Source organism: Isoptericola cucumis, assembly GCF_014635665.1.
GTDB classification, from domain to species: Bacteria; Actinomycetota; Actinomycetes; order Actinomycetales; family Cellulomonadaceae; genus Isoptericola; species Isoptericola cucumis.
On the sequence record NZ_BMDG01000016.1, the window covers coordinates 71,984 to 94,488 of the forward strand.

Below are 22,505 nucleotides of genomic sequence, written 5' to 3' on the forward strand. Positions count from 1 at the left end.
CGACGACCCGCCCGGCCGACCCCAGGGAGCCCACGTGACCGCCACCTCCTTCACCGTCAACGACCGCTCGTACACGATGCCGGACGCTCCCGTCGTCGTGATCTGCATCGACGGCTCCGAGCCCGACTACCACCGCGAGGCGGTCGCAGCGGGCCGGATGCCCTGGCTCGCGCGGACGCTCGGGTCGACCGGTTCGTCGTGGGAGGCGCACTGCGCCATGCCGGCCCTCACGAACCCGAACAACGTCTCGATCGCGACCGGCCGGCCCCCGGCCGTGCACGGCATCAGCGGCAACTACATCTTCGACACCACGACCGGCGAGGAGGTGCTGATGAACGACTCGCGCTTCCTGCGGGTGCCGACGGTCTTCGGCGCCGCGAACGACGCCGGACTCGACGTCGTCGTCGTCACCGCGAAGGACAAGCTGCGCCGCCTCCTCGGCGCGGGCCTCGTCGAGGCCGGACCGGACCTCGGCGGCAGCGGCGAGTTCGTGGAGCCGCGCCGCCGAGGCATCTGCTTCTCCGCCGAGAAGGCCGACCAGGCCACCGTCGAGGCCAACGGCATCGACGGCGTGCTCGACCTGGTGGGGCGGCCGCTGCCGAGCGTGTACTCGGCCGACCTCAGCGAGTTCGCGCTCGCCGCCGGCGTCGAGATCCTCCGCACCCGCGGCGCCGACCTCATGTACCTGTCTCTGACCGACTACATCCAGCACAAGAACGCGCCCGGCACGCCCGTCGCGAACGACTTCTACGCGATGATCGACCACTACGCGGCCGAGCTGGACGCGCTCGGCGCGATCGTCGTGCTCACCGCCGACCACGGGATGAGCGCCAAGACGGACGACGCCGGCGTCGCGCAGGTGGTCTACGTCGAGGACGAGGTCCGGCGCATCCTCGGCACGGCCGGCGCCGAGCCGGGCAGCGACGGGCTGCGCGTCATCCTCCCGATCACCGACCCGTACACCGTCCACCACGGCGCGCTCGGCTCGTTCGCGAGCGTGCACCTGCCCGACGGCGCGGACGCCGCCGCGACCGCCCGCGGGCTGCGCGACGTGCCCGGCGTCCAGGCCGTGCACCTGCGCGACGACGCCGCGGCCACGTTCTCGCTGCCCCCGGACCGGATCGGGGACGTCGTGGTCCTCGCCGAGAAGGGGACGGCCCTCGGCCGGTACGCCGCGTGGCACGACCTCAGCGGCCTCGACGCCCCCCTGCGCTCGCACGGAGCCCTCGGGGAGCTGCAGATCCCGTTCGTGGTCAACCGCCCCCTGCCCCGGCCCGAGCCCCTCGACGAGCCGTACGGCCGCGAGGCGTACCTCCACAACTACGACGCGTTCTGGGTCGGCACGACCCTCGTCAGCGGCGCCTCCGACGTCGACCGCCCCCTGGCGAGCGCCAGGGTCTGAGAACCGCACGGAAAGGGAGCCGACGATGTCTCTCCTCCGCAACACCGCTTCACAGGCGACCGGCAAGGCCGGCCGCAGCCTGCGCAGCTGGCAGACCCAGGTCTTCGTCGTCTCGTGGGTCACGTACGCGGCGTTCTACTTCCCGCGCTCGTCGTTCTCGGCGGCCAAGGTCGGGATCCTCGAGGACCCGACCGTCAACGGGACGCTCACGCAAGGGGTGCTCGGCAACCTCGACGCCCTCTACCTGGCGGCGTACGCGATCGGGCAGTTCACGTGGGGAGCCGTCGCCGAGAAGTGGGGCACCCGCGTCGTCGTGACGGGCGGCATGATCTTCGCCGGCCTCGCCGCGATCTTCATGGGCTTCGGGTCGGCCCTGTGGCTGTTCGCGCCGCTGATGATCGTCCAGGGGCTGGCCCAGGCGACCGGGTGGTCGGCGCTCAGCAAGAACATCGCGTCGTTCTTCACCGTGAAGAGCCGCGGCCGGGCCATGGGGATGTTCTCCACCAGCTACGCGTTCGGCGGCCTCGTCGCCGCCCCGGTGGCGGGCTTCTTCGCCTACTCGGTGTTGCACGACTGGCGGGCCGCGTTCTTCACGGGTGGCCTCGTCATCCTGGCCCTGCTGGTCGTCTTCGTGGCGCTGCAGCGCAACAACCTGCGTGAGTGCGGGCTGCCGGACATCGACGTCATCGACTCCGACCTGCCGGAGGCCGGGGAGAAGACCGCCGCGATCGAGGAGGGGCGTCGTCGGATGCGGCTGAGCGACCTGCTCGCCGCGGCCCGGCACGACAGCATGATCCTGCGGCTCGGGGTCTCGTACTTCCTCCTCAAGCCCGCCCGGTACGCGATCCTGCTGTGGGGCCCGGTGCTCGTGATCCAGGCGATGCCGGAGGTCGACAAGCTCACCGCCGTGCTCGTCCCGATCGCGTTCGGCGTCGCCGGGGTGGTCGCCCCGATCGTGTGCGGCTGGCTGTCAGACACGGTCTTCGGCGCCCGCCGGGTCCCGGTCTGCGTGATCTCGTTGGCCCTCCTGGTGGGGGTGCTGTGCCTGTGGGGCCCGATGACGGCGACCGGCTCGGTGCCGCTCGTGTGCGGGGCGCTCGCCCTGATCGGCCTCGCCGCCTACGGCGCGGACGCGATGATCTCCGGAGTCGCGGCCGTCGACTTCGGGACGTCGCGGCACGCTGCCGGCGCCGCCGGATTCATCAACGGGTGCGGCTCCGTGGGCGCCATCCTCGGGGGCCTGCTGCCCGGCTACCTCGGCGGCGGCGCGCTCTTCTACGGGTTCGCGGTCGCTGCCGCGATCGCCGCCGCCGTCCTGGCGCCGCAGTGGAACCGGCGCCCCGTCTCCGCCTGACCGGCACCCTCCCCGGGCGGAGCCCGGGCACGACCAAGGAGTAGCGATGACCACCACTCTGGACGACACCGACGTCGTCGTCGTCGGAGCCGGCATCGCCGGCCTGGCCCACGCCCTCGCCTGCGCCCGCCGCGGGCTGCGGGTCACCGTCGTCGAGCGCGACGACCGCGCCGTCGGGGCCTCGATCCGCAACTTCGGGTCGATCTGGCCCATCGGCCAGGTGCACGGCGACGACTGGTCGGACTACGAGCGCGGCTGCCGCGGCGCCGACGTGTGGCGCACGGTCGCCGCCGAGACGGGCATGTGGATCGCCGACACCGGCTCCCTGGCCGTCGCCCGCCACGCCGACGAGCTGGCGGTGCTGGAGGAGTTCCTGGCCCAGGGTGGGCCGGCGGTCGAGCGGGGCGCCCGGCTCGTGACGGCTGCGGAGGTGGTGGACCTCAGCCCGGCCGTCGTCCCCGACGAGGTCGTCGGCGGCATGTTCAGCCCCACGGAGGTCAACGTCGACCCGACGGTCGGCATCCCCACCGTGGCCCGCTGGCTGGCCGAGCGGCACGGTGTCCGCTTCGTCTGGGGCGCGCTGGTGCGGGAGATCGACCTGCCCCGGGTGCGCACCAGTGCGGGCGACCTGCGCTGCGAGCAGGTGTTCGTGTGCAGCGGCGCGGACTTCCAGACGCTCTACCCGGAGCTGTGGGGCCCGGACGTCGCGCGCAAGTGCAAGCTGCAGATGATGCGCACCGTCCCGCAGCCCGGCGGCTGGGACCTGGGGCCGACGCTCTGCGCCGGCCTCACGCTGCTGCACTACGACAGCTTCTCCCGGCTCTCCTCGCTCGGCGCCCTGCGCGAGCGCATGGCGGACGAGCTGCCGTTCCAGCGCGAGCACGGCATCCACGTCCTGGCGACCCAGACCGCGTCGGGGGCTGTCACGATCGGTGACAGTCACGACTACGCGCCGACGCACGACCCCTTCGAGAAGCAGGCCGTGTTCGACGCGATCCTCGACTACTTCGACGGCTTCGTCCGCCTGCCGGACCGCCGCATCGAGGAGTACTGGCACGGCGTCTACCCGTCGCTGGTCGACGGCACGCCGCACCTCGTGGCAGAGCCCGAACCGGGCGTGCGGGTGGCGAACGGGCTCGGCGGCGCCGGCATGACCCTCTCCTTCGGCCTCGCCGAGGACCACCTCGCCGGGAGGGTGGGCCCGCGGACCGCCCTCGCCGCCGCCACGACCGACCACGCGTGACCTCAGCACGCACGACGAGCGAAGGAGCTCCGGTGAACCCGATGGACTTCAAGGTCGCGCCCGACCACCTGCTCAACCACGTCGGTGGCCGCTGGGTGCCGAGCGGCGCCGGCGGCACCCGTCCGAACGTCAACCCCGCCGACATCACCGACGTGGTGGGCGACTTCACCGAGTCGGTCGCCGCCGACGTCACGGCCGCGGTGGACGCCGCCGAGGCGGCCCGGCCGGCCTGGGACGCGATCGGCCCGATCGAGCGCGCGAAGGTGCTCACCCGGGCGGGGCGGCTCCTCGAGGAACGTGCGGAGGACCTGGCCCGGGCCATCACCCGCGAGCAGGGCAAGCGCCTGTCCGAGGCGCGCGGCGAGGTGACGCGGGCGCTGACGATCCTGGAGTTCACGGCCGGCGAGGCGCGGCGCCTCAACGGGGAGACCACCCCGGCCGAGGAGCCGCGCACCGTCGCGATGACCTTCCGCCGCCCCATCGGCGTGGTCGGGCTCATCACGCCGTGGAACTTCCCGGTCGCGATCCCCATCTGGAAGGTGGCGCCGGCGCTCCTGTCCGGCTGCACCGCCGTGCTCAAGCCGTCGCCCCTGACCCCGCTGACGTCGGCGCTGCTCGTGCAGGCGTTCGTCGACGCAGGTGTGCCGGGCGGCGTCCTCAACCTCGTGCAGGGCGACCGGGAGGCCGGCGAGACGCTCGTCGACGACCCGCGCGTCGCCGGGATCTCGTTCACCGGCTCCCTGCCGGTCGGGACGGCGATCAACCGGGCCGGCGCCGGCCGGCTGATGCGCACCCAGCTCGAGCTCGGCGGCAAGAACGCGCTGATCGTGCTCGCGGACGCCGACCTCGACGCCGCCGTCGACGCCGTCGTGCACGGGGCGTTCGGGCAGTCCGGGCAGCGGTGCTCGGCCACGAGCCGGGTCGTCGTCGACCGGGCCGTGCACGACGAGCTCGTCGCGCGGCTGGTCGCCCGGGTCGACGCCATGACGATCGGCCCCGGCGACGACCCGGCCGCCGACATCGGCCCGGTGGTCAACGACGAGCGCTACCGCGCGTGCCTCGACGCGGTGGCCCGCGCGACGGCGGACGGCGCGCGGGTGGTCGCCGGCGGGGGCGCGGCGGAGCTCGACACCCCCGGCTGGTACGTGCGGCCCACGGTGCTCGACGACGTCGCGTGGGACGCGGAGATCGCCCAGGAGGAGGTCTTCGGACCGGTGCTGTCGGTCGTCACCTGCGACGGGTACGACGACGCGATGCGGATCGCGAACTCGGTGCGGTACGGGATGTCCGGGACGATCTTCACCCAGGATCCGGCGCTGATCTTCCAGGCTCTGCAGGACTTCGAGGCCGGGATGCTGCACGTCAACCGGCCCGGGGTCGGCGCGTACTCGCACCTGCCACACATGGGCGCGAAGGCGTCCCAGCTGGGCGCGCCCGAGTGCTCGCCGGCGGTGTGGAACTTCTACACCGACCTGCGGTCCGCCTGCATCCGGTACTGACCGGACCGACGCGACAGGACCGGCGCGACAGGACCGGCGCTCACCCCGGCCAGGAGCCGAGCGACCGCAGCATCGCGACGAAGGCCTCCTCGGGCGGGGTGAGCACGCGGTCCGCGCGGCGCACCAGGGAGACGGTGCGCCGCGGGGGCGCGGGCTCCACCCGGAGCGCGACCAGCTGGCCCGCCGCCCGCTCTCGCACCGTCACGTGCTCGGACAGCAGGGCGACGCCGAGCCCTTCGGCGGCCGCCTCCTTCAGCGTCTCCGGCCCCCACAGCTCCCACCGGGGCTCGGACTCGAGGCCCCACGCGTGCAGGATCTCCTCCTGGAGCCGGCGCGTGGCGGAGCCCCGCTCGCGCAGGAGGAACCGCTGGCCCCGGAGGTCGGCGGGCGTCAGGTCCCGGCCGGCCAGCGGCGAGCCCGGGCCGGCCACGAGCACGATCTGGTCCTCGAGCAGCGGCTCGGCCTCCAGGTGCTCCCGCGGCTCGTCGATGCAGAGCCCCAGGGTCGCCTCCCCGCGGACGATCCACTCCTCGACGGCCTGCTCGTTGCCGACCCGGATCTGGCAGTCGACGTTGGGGGCGCGGGAGGAGAAGTCCGCGACCAGCCGCGGCAGGAGGTACGTGCCGAGGGTGGTCGTCCCCGCGACGAGGAGCCGGCCGGCGCCCAGCCCCCGGAACCCGGCCACCTGCTGCTCGAGCGACTCCAGGAGCCGGAAGATGCTGCGGGCGTGGTCGACGACGACGTCGCCCGCCGGCGTCGTCCGCGCGCCCTGGGTGGTGCGCTCCACGAGCCGGACGCCGAGCGAGCTCTCCAGGTTGCGCACGTGGTTGGAGACCGACGGCTGGCTGAGGTACATCGACTTCGCCGCGCCGGAGAACCCGCCGGCCTCGACGACCGCGACCAGCACCTCGAGCTGGTTGAGGCTCACCATGATCTCGTCGTCACGACCTTCCCGGCGCCGGCGCCGTCCACACGCTATCGGGTGGGCCCCCCTGCCGGGCCACCACAAGTGCTGGCAAGATCGGGGCATGCACGAGCGAGCAGGACAGCCGGCCCAGGACACCGACCTCATCGACGTCGACGCGGTGGTCGGTGCGTACTACGACCGCACCCCGGACGTGGACGACCCGGGCCAGCAGGTCGTCTTCGGCACGTCGGGCCATCGCGGCTCGAGCCTCGACGGCGCGTTCAACGAGGCGCACATCGCGGCGATCACGCAGGCGATCGTCGAGTACCGCGCGTCGCAGGGCACCGACGGCCCGCTGTTCATCGGCCGTGACACCCACGCGCTGTCGTTGCCCGCGTGGCAGACGGCTGTCGAGGTGCTCGCGGCCGCCGGCGTCACGGTGATGGTCGACGCGCGCGACTCGTTCACGCCGACGCCGGCGGTGTCGCAGTCGATCCTCATCCACAACGGAGCGGCCACCGACGAGGGCGTGCGCGCGCAGGGTCCCGGTTCCGCGGACGGCATCGTCGTCACGCCGTCGCACAACCCGCCGCGGGACGGCGGCTTCAAGTACAACCCGCCGCACGGCGGGCCCGCCGGCTCGGAGGCCACCGGCTGGATCGCCGACCGCGCCAACGAGATCCTGCGCTCGGGCGGCCTGGCGTCCGTGCGGCGCCTCTCCCTCGACGAGGCGCTCGCCGCCGACACCACGCACCGCCACGACTTCCTCACGACCTACGTCGACGACCTGCCGAACGTCCTCGACCTCGAGGCGATCCGCGCGGCGGGGGTGCGCATCGGCGCCGACCCGCTCGGCGGCGCGTCCGTGGAGTACTGGGGCGCCATCGCCGAGCGCTACGACCTCGACCTCACCGTCGTGAACCCGCAGGTCGACCCGCGCTGGTCGTTCATGACCCTCGACTGGGACGGCAAGATCCGCATGGACTGCTCGTCGCCGTACGCGATGGCGTCGCTCGTGGCGGCGATGCGGCCCGACGCCGCGGGCGAGGCGCCGTACGACATCGCCACGGGCAACGACGCGGACTCCGACCGGCACGGCATCGTCACGCCCGACGGCGGCCTGATGAACCCGAACCACTTCCTCGCCGTCGCGATCCGGTACCTGTACGGCGGGGCGCGGCCCGGCTGGCCGTCGGACGCCGCGATCGGCAAGACCCTCGTCTCGTCGGCGCTGATCGACCGGGTCGCGGCCGACCTGGGGCGCACGCTCGTCGAGGTGCCCGTGGGGTTCAAGTGGTTCGTGCCGGGGCTGCTGACGGGCGAGGTCGGCTTCGGCGGCGAGGAGTCGGCGGGGGCGTCGTTCCTGCGCCGCGACGGCCGCGTCTGGTCGACGGACAAGGACGGCATCCTGCTGGCGCTGCTCGCCTCCGAGATCCTCGCGACCACCGGCCGGTCGCCGTCGGCGCACCACCGCGAGCTCGTCGCGGAGCACGGCGAGTCCTGGTACGCGCGCGTCGATGCGCCCGCCACCCGCGAGCAGAAGGCGAAGCTGTCGGCACTGTCCCCCAACCAGGTGGCCTCCACCACGCTCGCGGGACAGGACATCACGGCGACGCTCACCGAGGCGCCCGGCAACGGCGCGAAGATCGGCGGCCTCAAGGTGACCACCAGCGACGCGTGGTTCGCGGCCCGCCCGTCCGGCACGGAGGACGTGTACAAGATCTACGCCGAGTCGTTCGTCTCCGCCGACCACCTCGCCGAGGTCCAGGCCGCCGCGAAGGACCTCGTCGACGGCGCGCTGGGGGACGCCTGAGCCCGGGCCGACGATGACCGGCGCGCCGCGCACCGTCGTCGTCACGGGCGCCGACTCGGGCCTGGGCCGGGCGGTCGCGGACGTCCTGAGGGCGCGCGGCGACCGGGTCGTCGCGTGCGGGCTCGGTGCGGACGTCGAGGTCCGGGCGGACCTGACGACCGCCGAGGGCCGCACCGCCCTGGTCACCCAGGTCGAGGCGCTGAGCGGCGGTCGCGTCGACGGGCTCGTCGCCGCGGCCGGGACGGGCGCCTCCCGCCCGGAGACCGTCGCGCTGAACTACTTCGGTGCGGTCGCAGTCCTGGACGGCCTCCGCGCCTCGCTGGCGGCCTCGGACTCGCCCGCCGCCGTCGTCGTCTCCTCGTCCTCGACGCTGAACCGCGGGAGCGGTGCGCTCGTCCGGGCCTGCCTCCGCGGCGACGAGCCACGCGCCCTCGCGGTGGCGCACCGGCTCTCGCGGATCGGGCTGGGGACCCAGCTCTACCGGTCGAGCAAGGCGGCGCTGAACCAGTGGACCAGGGCCACGGCCGTGACCCCGCCCTGGGCCGGGAACGGCATCGTCCTCAACGCCGTGGCCCCCGGGATCATCGCCACCGAGGTCGTGACCCGTACGTGGGACCGGGACGCCGCGCTGCTGCGGACGGCCCTGCCGCAGCCCCTCGGCGCGCCCGGTCCCGTCGCCCCGGTGGCCGACCTGATCGCCTACCTGGTCTCCCCCGCCAACCGGTTCATGACCGGCCAGGTCGTCTACTGCGACGGGGGCACCGACGCCCTGATGCGCCGAGCTCGTCCCCAGGAGGTCTACCTGCGGTACCGTCCCCGCGACCTCGTCGCCATGTGGCGGGCGTCGCGGCGGCCGGGCGACGGAGCTACCGGCCCGACGACGCCCGCAGGTCCGCGTACTCCGGGTGCCGCTCGGCGTACGCCTTGATGAACGGGCACAGCGGCACGAACGTCTCGCCTGCGTCGCGCACGTGCCCGAGCGCGCCGGCCGCGAGCTGGGAGCCGATCCCGCGGCCCTCGTAGGCGGGGTCGACCTCGGTGTGCGTGAACGTGACGACGCCGCCGGAGCGCCGGTAGTACGCGCCGCCGGCGGAGCTGCCGTCGGGGAGACGGGCGAGGAAGACCTGGTTCTCCCGGTCGTCGACGACGGTGATCTGCTCTCGGTTGTCGGTCATGCCTGCCATGATCGCCCCGCCGGCCACCGGCCGCGGCACGGGGCCCCGGGCGGTGCGAGAATCCGGGCGTGCCCCGCAACCCTTACCTCGACGTCCTCCGCCTGCCCGGGGCGGCCACGTTCTCCGCCGCGGGCTTCTTCGCGCGGCTGCCGATGTCGATGGTGGGGATCAGCACCGTCCTGATGGTGCAGGCCCTGTACGGCTCGTACGCGACCGCGGGGCGGGTGTCGGCGGTGCTGGTCGTCGCGCAGGCGGTCGTGGCACCGCAGATCGCGCGGCTGGTGGACCGTGCGGGCCAGCGGCGCGTGATGGTGCCCATGCTGGTCACGACGACGGCGGGGCTGCTGGGGCTCGCGGTCGCCGCCGTGCTGGGGGCGCCGGAGTGGGTGCTGTGGGTGCTCGCGGCGGTCGGCGGGGCGAGCCAGGGGTCGTACGGGTCGATGTCCCGCGCGCGCTGGTCGCACGCCGTCCCGGAGGCGGGCCGGCTGCACACCGCGTACGCGTGGGAGTCGGCGCTGGACGAGCTGGTGTTCGTCGTCGGGCCGGTGCTCGCGACGCTGCTCGCCACCGGCGTGACCTCGTGGGCCGGGCTGGCGGTGGCCGTCGGCGTGGGCGGCGCCGGGGCCGCGTGGTTCCTGTCCCAGCGGCGCACCGAGCCTCCGGTCCGGTCGGGGTCGTCCCCCGTCCCGACGGCGGAGCTCGCGGGGCAGCCGGCGGCCGTGGCACCGCCCACGGGCTCGGCGATCCGCATGCCCGGGATGCCGTTGCTGGCGCTGGTGTTCGTCGGCATGGGCGTGATGTTCGGCTCGAGCGACGTCGCCACGGTCGCGTTCGCTGAGGAGCAGGGTGCGAAGGGGCAGGCCGGGCTCGTGCTCGGGTGCTTCGCGCTGGGGTCGATGCTCGCCGGCCTGGGCTACGGGGCCCGGCACTGGCTGTCGCCGCTGTCGCGCCGGTTCGCGATCACGGCGTGCGCGCTGGCCGTCGGCGTCACCCTGTTCCTGCTGGTGGAGAACCTGCTGGTGCTGGCGGCCGTCATGTTCGTCGCGGGCATCGGCATCGCGCCGACCCTGATCAACGGCAACGCCCTCGTCCAGGCGCTCGTCGCGCCGCACCAGCTCACGGAGGGCCTCACGTGGGTGGGCACGTCGCTCGGCGTCGGCGTCTCGGTGGGCTCGTGGCTGGCCGGCGTGCGGATCGACGCGGCCGGCTCCCACGCCGGCTTCTTCGTGACGATGGCGGGCGGCTGGGCGTGCGCCGTGCTCGCCCTGGTCGCGCTGCCGGTGCTGAGCAAGAAGCGGGCCTACGCCGCGGCGGACGTCTAGCCACGGCGCGGCGCGTCCAGCCCTACGGCTCGGGGTGCCGGGCGTCGTAGCGCCAGAACCGCGGCTGGAACCGCACCACGAGCCACAGCACGACGATGCAGGCGAGCCCGCCCGCGACGGCGGCCCAGCCCTCCCCGAACCAGGTCGCCTCCGTGCCGAGCACCATCTCGCCGAGGCGGGGCCCGCCCGCGACGACGACGATGAACACGCCCTGCAGCCGGCCGCGCAGGTGGTCCGGGGTGGCGGTCTGCAGGATCGTCTGCCGGAAGACGGACGAGATCGCGTCCGACGCCCCCGCGGCGAGGAGGGCGACACCCGCCAGCACCAGCGCACCCCACAGGACGACGTCCGGCGAGCCCGGCCCGACCGCCACGAGCACCGCACCGAACGCGGCCACGCTCAGGCCCCACGCCGTGATCGCCCAGACGATGATGCGGCCCTGCCACCGCACCCGCACCAGGCCGCCCGAGAACACGCTCGCGAGGATGCCGCCGACGGCGAACCCGGCGGCGAGCACGCCCGTCGTCGTCTCCCCGCCGCCGAGGTACAGCGCGCCCGCGGCCGGCCACAGCACGCGCGGGAACGCGAGCACCATCGCCGCCAGGTCGACGACGAACGTGGTGCGCACGTTGGGGCGGGTCGCGAGGTAGCGCAGGCCGTCGAGCACCGAGGAGAGCCCGACGACGCGGCGCCGGCCGGGCGACGTCGCCGCGCCTGCCACGCTCGACGACTCCGGCTCGGGTGGGATGGGCGGCAGCCGCCACACCGCCCACAGCGCCGCGGTGAACAGCAGCGTGTCGACGGTGTACGCGACGGAGTAGTCGAGCTGCGCCACGAGCAAGGCGCCCAGCAAGGGCCCGCCCGTGAGGGCGACGTTCATCGACAGCGTCTGCAGCGCGTTGGCGGCGGGCATCAGCTCGGGCGCCACCAGGCGCGGGATGATCGCCGACCGCGCCGGGTTGTTGATGGCGAACGCCGCCGACTGCAGGGCGACGAGCGCGTACAGCAGGTTGACGGACCCGACGTCGAGCCACGCCTGCGCCGCGATCCCCGCCGTCACCAGCCACAGCACCGACGACGCGAGGAGCGACACCGTGCGCCGGTCGTAGTGGTCGACGAGCGCCCCTCCGTACAGGCCGAGCGCGACCAGCGGCACCAGGGCCGCGATGCCGAGTGCGCCCACCGCCAGGGTCGACCCCGTGATGGCGTACACCTGCAGGCCGACCGCGACGACCGTCAGCTGGGTGCCGATGTTCGACACCCCGAGCCCCCACCACAGCCTGCGGTACGCCGGCGAGACGCGCAGCGGCGTGAGGTCGGCGATCAGGCGGGGCACGAGGCCCCAGCGTAGGCGTCGACGGCGCGCGAGCGACCCCGGGCAGGTCTACCGTTCATGATCCGGTGATCCTCTGCCCGGGGCCGCTCTGCCTTCCCGGTCCCTGGATGCCGTCGTCCCGCGGTGCTGCCGAGCCCCCTGCGCCCTGCTGCACCGCCGCCGGCCCCGGCCGGGGTGGAACGGTCACGGGCCGCCCCCCAGCGACGTCCCGTGACCGTTCCACCCCGGCCGGAGTCGGGTCGACTCCGGCCGGAGCCGGTCAGCGGGAGATGCGCTGGGCGACCGCCACGACGCGACCGCGCGCGACGAGGCCCGTGCCCACGAGCATCAGCAGCAGCGACAGGACCAGCAGGCGCTGGTCCGCCCCTGTCACGGGAAGCGTCGACGGCAGGTCCGTCGTCGCGGTCGTCATCGACGAGTCCGGGACGAACGACACGCCGTCGTTGCCCGTGATCGGGTTGCCGACCTCGTCAGTGGCGTCCCCGGAACCGTCCCAGCCCGAACCGTCCGCACCAGAACCGTCGGCACCATCGGCGCCGTCCGTGCCGTCCGTGCCGTCCGTGCCGCCGGTGCCGTCCGAACCCGGGCCGTCGGCACCGTCGTTGCCGTCCGAGCCCGGCCCGTCCGTCCCGGAGTCGGTCCCGTCACCGGGGTCCGTGGGATCCGTCGGGTCGGTGGGATCCGTCGGGTCCGTCGGGTCGGTGGGATCCGTCGGGTCCGTCGGGTCGGTGGGATCCGTCGGGTCCGTCGGGTCGGTGGGATCCGTCGGGTCGACGGCGCTCCCGTCCTCGAGCACGTCGTCCACGAGGCCGTCGTCCGCGAGCACCTCTTCGGTGACGCCGCCGAGGTCGCCGTCGATCAGCTCGCCGACCGTCTGGTCGAGGTCGTCGACCGCGTGCTCGACGAGCTCGTCGGTCACGCCACCCTCGGGCTCGTCGGCACCGACGACGTCATCCACCACGCCGTCCTCACCGACCAGACCATCCACGGTGTCCTGCACCAGCGGTTCCGTGCCCAGCACGTCATCCACCGTGCCCGACGCATCCACGACGTCCTGCAGCACCGGGTCGAGACCCTGGTCCTCCAGCACGTCGTCGACCAGACCGTCCTCCGCGAGGACAGCGTCGTTCACTCCCTGCAGATCACCGGCACCGAGCTCGTCCAGCGCGGTGTCGACGTCCTCGACGACCGACTCCACCAGCTCGTCGGTCACGCCGCCCTCAGGCCCGTCGGCACCGACGACGTCATCCACCACGCCGTCCTCACCGACCAGACCATCCACGGTGTCCTGCACCAGCGGTTCCGTGCCCAGCACGTCATCCACCGTGCCCGACGCATCCACGACATCACCGAGCACCGGGTCGAGACCCTGGTCCTCCAGCACGTCGTCGACAAGACCGTCCTCCGCGGTCACGGAGTCCACGACCCCGCCGAGGTCGCCCTCGACCAGGTCACCGACCGTCTGATCCGCGTCCTCGACGACCGACTCCACCAGCTCGTCGGTCACACCGCCCTCAGGCCCGTCGGCACCGACGACGTCATCCACCACGCCGTCCTCACCGACCAGACCATCCACGGTGTCCTGCACCAGCGGTTCCGTGCCCAGCACGTCATCCACCGTGCCCGACGCATCCACGACATCACCGAGCACCGGGTCGAGACCCTGGTCCTCCAGCACGTCGTCGACCAGACCCTCCTCAGCCGTCACACCACCGACGACACCAGGCAGATCACCCGCCATCAGCAGCATCACCACCTCGTCGACGTCCGCGACCGCGTGCTCCACGGCCTCATCGGTCACACCGCCCTCAGGCCCGTCGGCACCGACGACGTCATCCACCACGCCGTCCTCACCGACCAGACCGTCAGCGACGTCCTGCACCAGCGGGTCCGTGCCCAGCACGTCGTCCACCGGGCCCGTCGCGTCCACGACATCACCGAGCACCGGGTCGAGACCCTGGTCCTCCAGCACGTCGTCGACCAGAGCGTCCTCAGCCGTCACACCACCGACGACACCAGGCAGATCACCCGCCATCAGCAGCATCACCACCTCGTCGACGTCCGCGACCGCGTGCTCCACGGCCTCATCGGTCACGCCACCCTCAGGCCCGTCGGCACCGACGACGTCATCGACCACGCCGTCCTCACCGACCAGGCCGTCCGCAACGTCCTGCACCAGCGGTTCCGTGCCCAGCACGTCGTCCACCGTGCCCGTCGCGTCCACGACATCACCGAGCACCGGGTCGAGACCCTGGTCCTCCAGCACGTCGTCGACCAGACCGTCCTCCGCGAGGACAGCGTCGTTCACTCCCTGCAGATCACCGGCACCGAGCTCGTCCAGCGCGGTGTCGACGTCCTCGACGACCGACTCCACCAGCTCGTCGGTCACACCGCCCTCAGGCCCGTCGGCACCGACGACGTCATCCACCACGCCGTCCTCACCGACCAGGCCGTCAGCGACGTCCTGCACCAGCGGGTCAGTCCCGAGCGTGTCGTCGACCACGGCCGTCAAGGCCGAGACGGTGGCGAGCACGCCGTCCAGCACCATGTCAGCGCCCAGGTCAACAGGTACGTCGCCCGGACCGGGGAGACCCGCAAGGTCGCCAAGGTCAAGGCCGCCAAGGTCGCCAACCGGACCCGTCAGATCACCCAGACCACCAACACCAGCCGGATCACCCAGGCCCAGACCACCAAGGTCAAGGCCACCAAGGCCACCAAGGCCACCAAGGCCACCGAGCTCACCCAGCTCACCGGGCTCACCCAGCTCACCGAGGTCACCGAGGTCACCGAGGTCACCGAGGTCACCGAGGTCACCAAGGTCACCAAGGCCACCAAGGCCACCAAGGCCACCAAGGCCACCAAGGTCGCCAAGGTCGCCAAGGTCGCCAAGGTCACCGAGGTCGCCAAGACCCCCGAGCTCACCGAGGTCACCAAGCTCACCCAGGTCACCAAGACCCCCGAGCTCACCCAGGTCACCAAGACCCCCGAGACCGCCGAGGTCCCCCAGGCCGGCCGGGTCACCGAGTCCCAGACCGCCGTCCAGGCCAGGGACGTCGCCGATGGTGTCGGTCAGGCCGGTGACGGGCTCGGTCACGGCACCGACGGTGTCCTGCACCGTCGAGCCGGTGCCGAGTGCGCCGTCGACACCGCCGCCGAGTCCGGCGAGCGCTCCGTCGGCGTCACCGAGGACCGCAGCGGCACCGCCGTCCTCGAGCGCGTCGTCGAGGAGGCCGTCCTCGGCGACCAGGGAGTCGACCGTCCCGCCGACATCTCCGGCGGTCACGGAACCGAGCGTGTGGTCGACGTCGTCGAGCACGTGGTCCACGACCTCGTCGGTCACCCCGGTCTCGGGCTGGTCAGCCCCCACGACGTCGTCGACGACACCGTCCGGGCCGGCCACACCGTCGACCGTGTCCCGCACGGCGGAGCCGGTGCCGAGCGCGTCGTCCAGTGCGCCGGACGTCTCGGACACGGTCCCGACGACGTCATCGACCGTGCCGTCGACGCCGCCGTCCTCGAGTGCGTCGTCGACGACACCGTCCTCGGAGGCCACGTCCGCCACGACCGCTTCGACGTCGCCCTGCCCCGCGTCCCGAACCGCCTGCGCGGCGTCGTCGACGAGGTGCTCGGCGACGTCGTCCGTCGCGCCGGACTCGGGCTCGTCGGCCACGACGACGTCATCCACCGCGCCGTCGTCACCCACCAGCCCGTCGACCAGTCCGTCGACGGCACCGGTCGCGTCCGCCACACCGTCGTCCTGGCCCGATCCACGGTCGGGACCATTCCCCTCCGCAGGACCATTCCCCTCCGCAGGACCATTCCCCTCCGCAGGACCATTCCCCTCCGCAGGACCATTCCCCTCCGCAGGGCCATTCCCCTCGGCAGGCTCTTCCTCGCCGGCCTGGCCGTCACCGGCCTCGTCGGCGGGGCGCTCCGGCTGTCCGGCGGGGTCAGCCGAGGCACCGTCCGAGGTCTGCCCGGTCACGCCGTCGACGACGTCCTGGACGACGTTCGACCCGTCACCCTCGGGCGCACCTACCTCGGCGTTCGCGTCCACGTCCACGTCAGCGTTTGCATCGGCGTTCGCGTCAGCGTCGGCACTCGCGTCAGCGTCGGCGTTCGCTTCAGCATCCGCGTCCACGTCGGCGTTCGCGTCAGCGTCGGCGTTGGCATCGGCGTCAGCGTCCACGTCGGCGATGACCGAGGCCTTCACCGGTGTCTTCTCACCCGACGATCCGACGTCCTGCTCGACCGCCGTGTCGTCGTCGGCGGCGAGGTCGACGGCGACGTCGGCGACGTCTCCGTCCGCAGCTTGGGCCATCCCGGCCCCGGCGACCACCAGGCCGCCCGCGACGAGCGCTGATCGCAGCGCGCGTCGTACATGGGTATGCATGATCCACTCCTGAACTGACGTGGGTCGCCGGCGGCGGGTGCCGCCTACGGTCGCGGTCGCGCTCAGAGGCGCGACGCGGCCACGTCAGGCAGGAGAGACGGGGATGTCGTGAGCGACCGCCGTGAGGCGGAGGAAGACCTCGCCGGAGGGCCGGAACCAGGCTCCGGCGGAACCGCCGGCGAGGGAGGCGAGGACGGCGACGGCGTCGCCACCGGAGGACGGCCCGCGGTAGCTCGCTCCCGCACCGCCGACGTTGACGGTGACGGCGGGGGCGAGCGGCCGGCTCGGCGCGGGGTCGCCGTCGGGCGTGCCGGCGTCCTGCGTGGGTGCGACCGTGAGGTCGGCACCTGCCACCAGGGCGACGTCGCCGACAGCAGCGTCGAGGTCGGCCGCCATGGTCGCGCGACGCTCCGGCGTGGCTGGCCGCACGTCCTGCGGCGCGACCGGCTCCGCGTCGTGCGCGCCCGGGGTCGCGGGGCGGTCCACCTCGGGGTCGATCTCGACAGGGTCGATGCCGACGGCGTCCATGACGGGTCCGACGGCGGGGTCGAGCGCGTCGGTCACCGGGGCCGTGACGGGCGCGAGCGTACCGACCACGGGCGCCACGACCGGGTCCAGCGCACCGGTCACCGGAGCGACGACGTCGAGCACCGGGGCGACCACAGGGTCGAGGGACTTCACGACCGGGGACAGCAGCCCCACGACGGGCTCGACGACCGGGTCGAGGGACTTCACGACCGGGCGAGCCGCCGACCCCACGGCGTCGGTGACGGGCGCGAGCGGCTCGGTCACGGCACGCACCACGGGCCGCACGGGCTCGAGGACCGGCGACAGCCCGTCGAGCACCGGCGTGACGATCCCCGCCAGCGGCTTCGTCACCGGCTGGAGCACCGCCCCGACCGGGGCGGTCACCTTCCCGACGACGGCGGTCAGCGGCTCGAGCGCCGCGCCCGTCGGGCCCGCGACCTCGCCGACCGTCTCCCCGACGGGAGTCGTCACCGTCGTCACGACGTCAGCGACCGGTGTCACGACGTCGGAGACCGGGTCTGCTGCGGCGTCCTCGGACACCAGGTCCGCTGCGCCATCCTCGGAGGCGCGCTCCGCCACGACGTCGTCGGGCGACGCCACGTCGTGGGCCTCCGGGCCGGCGCCTGCGTCCTGCGAGACCGGCGCCAGGCCGAGGAGGTCGGCGACGACGTCCTCGGAACGCTCCGCCGGGGTACCCGTCGAGACATCCTGGTCCGCGCTCGACGGCGCGGACCGCTCCGACGGCTCGGACGGCTCGGCCATGGCCTCGGCCACGGCTGCGCTCGTCTCCTCGAGCGTCGGCAGGTCGTCGACGAACGCCTCGGCCCGGTCCTCGACACGGTCCTTCACCTGCTCCGCGCGCGCCGCGTGGTCCTGGAGCCGGTCCTCTCGCACAGGCCGGTCGGACTCCGCCGACGGTGCCTCGCGCTCGGCCTCCGCCGCGGAGGCGCGCTCCGCAGGCTCAGAAGACCCACGCTCCTCGGCAGGCTCGGCCTGCTCGGGCGCCAGCCCGGAGAGCACCTTGGCGACCGGCTCGTCCTCGCGCGGCTCCGTCGCGGGCTGCGGCTCCGGCTGGGGCTCCGACTCCGTCGCGGGCTCGGGCTCCGTCACGGGCTCGGGCTCCGTGTCCCGCTCAACTTCGGGCTCAGGCTCCGCGGCCTGCTCGACCTCAGGCTTCACGGCCCGCTCCGCCTCGGGCTCGACGGCGTCGTGTCCCGGGTCGACCAGGTCGCGGACAGCGTCGCGCACGGGGGTGGCGCGCTCCTCGACGACGGCGTCCGGTCGTGCGCCGTCGTACGCCTCGTCGCCGGCGGCGGACGCGGTGCCCGCGACGGCGACGGTGAGGGTGGCGGCTCCGAGAAGGCTCCCGGCCGCTGCGGCGGCGCGCGCGAGCCACCGACGGCGTGCTGCCGCCCGTGCCCGGTCCGCGCTGCGTGCCACAGAGCCCCCTTCGATGCCACGCCGGGCCACGACGTCCGGCGCGTGGCCCTGGTCACACTGTGACGCCGGGGCAACCGCTCTGCAACGTGAGCGGGTGAATCTTCACCCGCTCGCGTCCGGCGGCGTCAGGCCAGCGTGGTCCCGAAGGCGAGCCCGAGCACATAGGTGACGGCGGCGGCGCCGAAGCCGATCAGCAGCTGGCGCAACGCGCGGGTGAGGGGCGACGTCCCGGAGAGCAGGCCGGTGATCGCCCCCGTGACCAGCAGCGACACCCCGACGAGCAGGCAGGCGACGAACACGGCCTGCATCCCGACGAGGCCCAGCAGGTAGGGGAGCACGGGGATCAGCGCGCCGGACGCGAAGAAGCAGAAGCTGGAGATCGCAGCACCCCACGCGGTGCCGTGCGTCTCGTGGTCGGTCTCGGCCGCCCCGGGCCCGTCGGCCTCGCCGCCGTCGTGGGTGAGGGGGCCGGGTCCGGCCGCGCCCGTCGCGGCCAGCGAGGCGAGCACGCCGTCGGCGCGGCGCTGGGCGTCGTCGGACGCCATCCCCCGCGCCCGGTACACGAGCGCCAGCTCGTTCGCGTCGACGTCCAGGTGGGGCAGCGCCTTCGCGCTGCGCGGGTCGGGCGTGGACGCGTCCAGCAGCTCGCGCTGGGAGCGCACCGACACGAACTCCCCGGCCCCCATGGACAGCGCGCCGGCGAGGAGGCCCGCCAGGCCGGTGAACAGGACGGTCTGCGACGACACCCCGGACGCCCCGATGCCGAGGACGAGCGCGAGGTTGGACACGAGGCCGTCGTTGGCGCCGAAGACGGCGGCACGGAAGGTGCCTGAGAGCCGGTTGCGTCCCCGGGTGGCGAGGCCGCGCACCACCTCCTCGTGGATCTGCTCGTCGGCGGCCATGGTGGCCGTCGCGAACGCCTCCTGGTCGTAGCTGGACCGGGACTCGGCGCGCTGCGCGAGCGCGAGCACGAACACGCCGCCGAACCGCCGCGCGAGGAAGCCGAGCAGCCGGGTGCGCACGTCCCCGCGCAGGGGGCGCCCGACGTCGTCGCCGAGGAGGTCGAGCCAGTGCTGCTCGTGCCGCTTCTCGGCGTCGGCGAGCGCGAGCAGGATGGCGCGCTCCTCGCCCGTGCGTCGCCCGGCGAGGTCGCGGTAGACGGCGGCCTCGGCGCGCTCGTCCGCCAGGTACCGGCGCCAGCGCCGCACGTCCGCGGGCGTGCGGGGGCGGCCGGGCATCGCGGGATCGGGGTCCGGGTGGGCGTCCATGGCGCCATGATCGCCGCGATCGGACGGTCATGGGTTCCGGTGGTTCGGGCCCGAGTGTTCGGCCGTCCGCACTCTCGGGACCTGCTCGGACGGCATCGCCGTGGACGGTTCACCTGAATGTCACCGGTACGGGGCACAATGGGGGCCGACGCCCGGGGCGCTCCGGGTGCACACATCGGGACACTGAGGGACACCGGCGTGATCATTGTCAGCACCGACGGCTCGTGCCTGCGCAACCCAGGCGGCGCGATCGGCTGGGCGTGGATCGCCCACGAGGGAGGCCGGTTCGACTCCGGCGGCGCCGCATCGGGCACCAACCAGATCGCGGAGCTCACGGCGCTCCTGCGCGCGATCGAGGCACATCCCGGCGACGAGCCGCTGCTCGTGGAGTCCGACTCGCAGTACGCGATCCGTTGCGCGTCGGAGTGGCTGGAGGGGTGGAAGCGCAAGGGCTGGCGCACGGCCTCCGGCGACCAGGTGAAGAACCTGGAGCTCATCCAGTCGATCGACCGGGCCATCTCGGGGCGCCAGGGCCCCGTGCGCTTCCGGTGGGTCCGCGGGCACGTGGGCAACCCGTTCAACGAGCGCGCCGATCAGCTCGCCGGTCTGGCCGCGCAGGAGTGGGCTGCCGGTCGCGGCGTCGTCGACGACGTCCTCGTCTCCTCGCAGGACGCCGAGTCCGGCACGGCCCGCCCCGCCCGCCAGCCCGCGTCGGAGCCCGCCCGCGAGGTCGTCGGCGCACGGTCCGAGCCGGGCTGGGAGCTCGGCACCCTCTTCGACTGACCGCGCAAAACGACGATCCGACCCGCCGTGCCAGCCGATGTGACGTTCGAGCACCTCTCCGACCGACCGCTCGACCTCGCCCTGACCCTGTCCCCGTTGCGCCACGGGGCCGGCGACCCCACGTTCTGCCGCACGCCCGACGGCGCGATCTGGCGCACTTCGTTGGGGAGGTCGGGGCCCGTCACCCAGCGCTTCGTCGCGACCGGGGAGCGTTCCGCCGCCGTGCAGCTGTGGGGGCCGGGGGCGCGGGAGTCCGCGGCACGCCTGCCCGACCTGCTCGGTGAGGGCGACAGCACCGCCGGCTTCGTCCCGCCGCCGCAGGCTCAGGCGGCGATGCGCCGCGCCCCGGGGCTGCGGATCCCGCGCAGCGGGCGCGTCATGGAGGCGCTGGTGCCCGCGGTCCTGGAGCAGAAGGTGCAGGTCGTCACGGCGCACCGGGCGTGGCGGTGGCTTCTGGCCCGCCGGGGCACACCTGCCCCCGGGCCCGCGCCCGCGGGGATGCGCGTGGTGCCGGACGCCCGGACGTGGGCGACGCTGCCCGTCTGGGAGTGGCACCGGGCCGGCGTCGACCCGAGGCGGGCGCAGGTCGTCGTGCGTTGTGCCCGCGTCGCCGCTCGCCTCGAGGAGGCCACGACCATGCCGAGCGCCGAGGCGCGGGCCAGGCTCGAGGCGGTGTCCGGGATCGGGGTGTGGACGTCGGCGGAGGTCGCGCAGCGCGCGCTCGGCGACGCGGACGCGGTGTCGGTCGGCGACTTCCACCTGGCGGCGGCCGTGGGCTGGGCGCTCACGGGCGAACGCACGGACGACGACGGGATGCTGCGCCTGCTCGCGCCGTACTCGCCCCACCGGCACCGCGTGGTGCGGCTGCTCTTCCTCGACCGCCGCGCGCAGGCGCCTCGCCGCGGACCGCGCCTGCCGATCCCCGACTACCGCCGGTTCTGAGGTCCGCTACTCGGGGAGCGCGCAGCTGCCGTCCGCGCAGACGCCGCCGTCGTCGCCCAGGATCTGCAGGCCGTGGTCCTCGCCGGTGCCGGCATTCGGCGTCGGGTGCCCGTGGTGCGGTGCGGCGGCCTCCGACGCGCTGCGCCCCACCAGCGTGGTGCGGCGCGGGTTCGCGATCGAGCGGTGCGCGCTCTCGGTGATCTCGTTCATCTCTTCTCCTCCACGGTGGGCGCACGGCGCCGGTGCTCGCGTGCCTGGTGTTGGGCCGCCGCAACGTTGCGGGACGGGGTCTCAATTGTGCGTGAAACTCAGTCGCAACGGGAGGTCGGCGTGGTGTGAGTTGCCGCACGCCGATCTCGCCCGCGTCTAGCCCCGCTCGTCCAGCACCTGCTGCAGCACCTGGACGAAGGTGTCCGGGTCCTGCGCGCCGGACACGCCGTACTTGCCGTCGAGCACGAAGAACGGGACGCCGTTGATGCCGAAGCCGCGGGCCCGGGCGATGTCGTCGGCGACGGCCTCGGCGAAGGTCCCGGCCTCGAGCGCCACGACGACCGCCTCGCGCTCCAGGCCGACCTCGGCCGCGAGGTCGGCGAGCTCCTCGACGCGGCCGACGTGCCGGCCCTCGGTGAAGTACGCGCGCAGCAGGCGCTCCTTCATCTCCGCCTGCTTCCCGAACGCCTTCGCGAGGTGCAGCAGCTCGTGCGCCTTGAGGGTCTTGGTGTGCCGGACGTCGCCCATCCGGTACTCGAGCCCCTCCTCGGCCGCGAGCGCCGTCACCTGGTCCTGCATCTGCTGCGCCGTCTCCAGCGGGATGCCCTTGTGGTGGGCGAGGAACTCGGTGGCCGTGCCGTCGAAGTCGACCGGCGTGTCGGGCGAGAGCTCGAACGAGTGGTACTCGATCTCGACCTCGGGCGCCCCGCCGTCATGCTCCGCCAGCCGGGACAGGGCGGTCTCGAACCGCCGCTTGCCGATGTAGCACCAGGGGCACGCGACGTCGGACCAGACGTCGACCTTGAGGGTCTTGAGGGTCTCGGATGTCGTCACACGAGCGCCAACGCCCCGCCGCGGGAGTCGATTCCCGCGGCGGGGCGTGGCGCGCC

At 73.8% G+C, this 22,505-nt stretch carries 18 protein-coding genes; 10 read left to right on the plus strand and 8 right to left on the minus strand.

Annotation, left to right across the window (positions count from 1 at the left end):
- Window positions 1–34: 34 nt before the first annotated feature.
- The 4 genes from phnA to IEW03_RS19000 are packed head-to-tail and all read left to right on the plus strand — an operon-like array spanning window position 35 to window position 5,498.
- A complete protein-coding gene (gene phnA, locus IEW03_RS18985) occupies window positions 35–1,402 on the plus strand; it encodes a phosphonoacetate hydrolase (protein WP_188525284.1) in 1,368 nt (455 codons plus the stop codon).
- A gap of 25 nt (window positions 1,403–1,427) precedes the next feature.
- The gene (locus tag IEW03_RS18990) at window positions 1,428–2,756 is read left to right on the plus strand and encodes an MFS transporter (RefSeq protein WP_188525285.1); all 1,329 of its coding nucleotides are present in this window, start codon (window positions 1,428–1,430) and stop codon (window positions 2,754–2,756) included.
- A gap of 46 nt (window positions 2,757–2,802) precedes the next feature.
- Window positions 2,803–3,999 carry a TIGR03364 family FAD-dependent oxidoreductase gene (locus tag IEW03_RS18995; RefSeq protein WP_188525286.1) on the plus strand — a complete coding sequence of 399 codons (1,197 nt, stop codon included), beginning with the start codon at window positions 2,803–2,805 and terminating at the stop codon, window positions 3,997–3,999.
- A 41-nt stretch (window positions 4,000–4,040) separates the two neighbouring features.
- A complete protein-coding gene (locus IEW03_RS19000; protein ID WP_188525320.1) occupies window positions 4,041–5,498 on the plus strand; it encodes an aldehyde dehydrogenase family protein in 1,458 nt (485 codons plus the stop codon).
- A gap of 40 nt (window positions 5,499–5,538) precedes the next feature.
- On the opposite strand, the gene IEW03_RS19005 is transcribed toward IEW03_RS19000, so the two are convergent.
- Window positions 5,539–6,429 (minus strand): LysR substrate-binding domain-containing protein, encoded by an 891-nt coding sequence (locus IEW03_RS19005; RefSeq protein WP_188525287.1) that lies wholly within the window; start codon window positions 6,427–6,429, stop codon window positions 5,539–5,541.
- A gap of 97 nt (window positions 6,430–6,526) precedes the next feature.
- On the opposite strand from IEW03_RS19005, the gene pgm reads away from it, so the two are divergent.
- Together pgm and IEW03_RS19015 are read left to right on the plus strand one after the other, a co-directional pair.
- A complete protein-coding gene (gene pgm / locus IEW03_RS19010) occupies window positions 6,527–8,218 on the plus strand; it encodes a phosphoglucomutase (alpha-D-glucose-1,6-bisphosphate-dependent) (protein WP_188525288.1) in 1,692 nt (563 codons plus the stop codon).
- Between the two features lie 13 nt (window positions 8,219–8,231).
- Complete coding sequence (locus tag IEW03_RS19015; RefSeq protein WP_188525289.1) at window positions 8,232–9,146, plus strand: SDR family oxidoreductase; 915 nt, start codon at window positions 8,232–8,234, stop codon at window positions 9,144–9,146.
- On the opposite strand, the gene IEW03_RS19020 is transcribed toward IEW03_RS19015, so the two are convergent.
- Window positions 9,085–9,393 carry a GNAT family N-acetyltransferase gene (locus IEW03_RS19020; protein WP_188525290.1) on the minus strand — a complete coding sequence of 103 codons (309 nt, stop codon included), beginning with the start codon at window positions 9,391–9,393 and terminating at the stop codon, window positions 9,085–9,087. The two genes, IEW03_RS19015 and IEW03_RS19020, sit on opposite strands and share 62 nt — an antisense overlap.
- Before the next feature lie 68 nt (window positions 9,394–9,461).
- Between IEW03_RS19020 and IEW03_RS19025 the strand changes: the two genes are divergently transcribed.
- Window positions 9,462–10,715 carry an MFS transporter gene (locus IEW03_RS19025; RefSeq protein WP_188525291.1) on the plus strand — a complete coding sequence of 418 codons (1,254 nt, stop codon included), beginning with the start codon at window positions 9,462–9,464 and terminating at the stop codon, window positions 10,713–10,715.
- Window positions 10,716–10,737: 22 nt separating this feature from the next.
- On the opposite strand, the gene IEW03_RS19030 is transcribed toward IEW03_RS19025, so the two are convergent.
- Window positions 10,738–12,051 (minus strand): MFS transporter, encoded by a 1,314-nt coding sequence (locus tag IEW03_RS19030; RefSeq protein WP_188525292.1) that lies wholly within the window; start codon window positions 12,049–12,051, stop codon window positions 10,738–10,740.
- A gap of 259 nt (window positions 12,052–12,310) precedes the next feature.
- Window positions 12,311–14,146, minus strand: a complete 1,836-nt coding sequence (locus tag IEW03_RS19035) for an RNA-binding protein (protein ID WP_188525293.1) — start codon at window positions 14,144–14,146, stop codon at window positions 12,311–12,313.
- Between IEW03_RS19035 and IEW03_RS20515 the strand changes: the two genes are divergently transcribed.
- The gene (locus IEW03_RS20515; protein WP_229738437.1) at window positions 14,123–16,414 is read left to right on the plus strand and encodes a hypothetical protein; all 2,292 of its coding nucleotides are present in this window, start codon (window positions 14,123–14,125) and stop codon (window positions 16,412–16,414) included. The genes IEW03_RS19035 and IEW03_RS20515 overlap by 24 nt on opposite strands.
- Before the next feature lie 114 nt (window positions 16,415–16,528).
- Here IEW03_RS20515 and IEW03_RS19045 read toward each other — a convergent pair whose 3' ends face one another.
- A complete protein-coding gene (locus IEW03_RS19045; protein ID WP_188525294.1) occupies window positions 16,529–18,412 on the minus strand; it encodes a hypothetical protein in 1,884 nt (627 codons plus the stop codon).
- A gap of 125 nt (window positions 18,413–18,537) precedes the next feature.
- On the minus strand, window positions 18,538–19,680 hold the full coding sequence (locus IEW03_RS19050) for a VIT1/CCC1 transporter family protein (protein ID WP_188525295.1): 1,143 nt from the start codon (window positions 19,678–19,680) through the stop codon (window positions 18,538–18,540).
- 198 nt (window positions 19,681–19,878) lie between these two features.
- Between IEW03_RS19050 and IEW03_RS19055 the strand changes: the two genes are divergently transcribed.
- Both IEW03_RS19055 and IEW03_RS19060 read left to right on the plus strand, forming a co-directional pair.
- Window positions 19,879–20,463 carry a ribonuclease H family protein gene (locus IEW03_RS19055; protein WP_188525296.1) on the plus strand — a complete coding sequence of 195 codons (585 nt, stop codon included), beginning with the start codon at window positions 19,879–19,881 and terminating at the stop codon, window positions 20,461–20,463.
- 27 nt (window positions 20,464–20,490) lie between these two features.
- Window positions 20,491–21,405 (plus strand): DNA-3-methyladenine glycosylase family protein, encoded by a 915-nt coding sequence (locus IEW03_RS19060; protein ID WP_229738438.1) that lies wholly within the window; start codon window positions 20,491–20,493, stop codon window positions 21,403–21,405.
- Between the two features lie 6 nt (window positions 21,406–21,411).
- Here IEW03_RS19060 and IEW03_RS19065 read toward each other — a convergent pair whose 3' ends face one another.
- Both IEW03_RS19065 and IEW03_RS19070 read right to left on the minus strand, forming a co-directional pair.
- Window positions 21,412–21,615: a hypothetical protein gene (locus tag IEW03_RS19065; RefSeq protein WP_188525297.1), complete on the minus strand. Its 204-nt coding sequence runs from the start codon at window positions 21,613–21,615 to the stop codon at window positions 21,412–21,414.
- A 156-nt stretch (window positions 21,616–21,771) separates the two neighbouring features.
- Window positions 21,772–22,449: a DsbA family oxidoreductase gene (locus tag IEW03_RS19070; RefSeq protein WP_188525298.1), complete on the minus strand. Its 678-nt coding sequence runs from the start codon at window positions 22,447–22,449 to the stop codon at window positions 21,772–21,774.
- Window positions 22,450–22,505 lie beyond the last annotated feature (56 nt).

Bases quoted from the DNA above. Each gene is read 5' to 3' on its own strand.
- IEW03_RS19015 (WP_188525289.1), top strand. From the start codon at position 8,232: ATGACCGGCGCGCCGCGCACCGTCGTCGTCACGGGCGCCGACTCGGGC.
- IEW03_RS19020 (WP_188525290.1), bottom strand. From the start codon at position 9,393: ATGACCGACAACCGAGAGCAGATCACCGTCGTCGACGACCGGGAGAAC.
- IEW03_RS19000 (WP_188525320.1), top strand. From the start codon at position 4,041: ATGGACTTCAAGGTCGCGCCCGACCACCTGCTCAACCACGTCGGTGGC.
- IEW03_RS18990 (WP_188525285.1), top strand. From the start codon at position 1,428: ATGTCTCTCCTCCGCAACACCGCTTCACAGGCGACCGGCAAGGCCGGC.
- IEW03_RS19005 (WP_188525287.1), bottom strand. From the start codon at position 6,429: ATGGTGAGCCTCAACCAGCTCGAGGTGCTGGTCGCGGTCGTCGAGGCC.
- IEW03_RS19065 (WP_188525297.1), bottom strand. From the start codon at position 21,615: ATGAACGAGATCACCGAGAGCGCGCACCGCTCGATCGCGAACCCGCGC.
- IEW03_RS18995 (WP_188525286.1), top strand. From the start codon at position 2,803: ATGACCACCACTCTGGACGACACCGACGTCGTCGTCGTCGGAGCCGGC.
- IEW03_RS19050 (WP_188525295.1), bottom strand. From the start codon at position 19,680: ATGGACGCCCACCCGGACCCCGATCCCGCGATGCCCGGCCGCCCCCGC.
- pgm (WP_188525288.1), top strand. From the start codon at position 6,527: ATGCACGAGCGAGCAGGACAGCCGGCCCAGGACACCGACCTCATCGAC.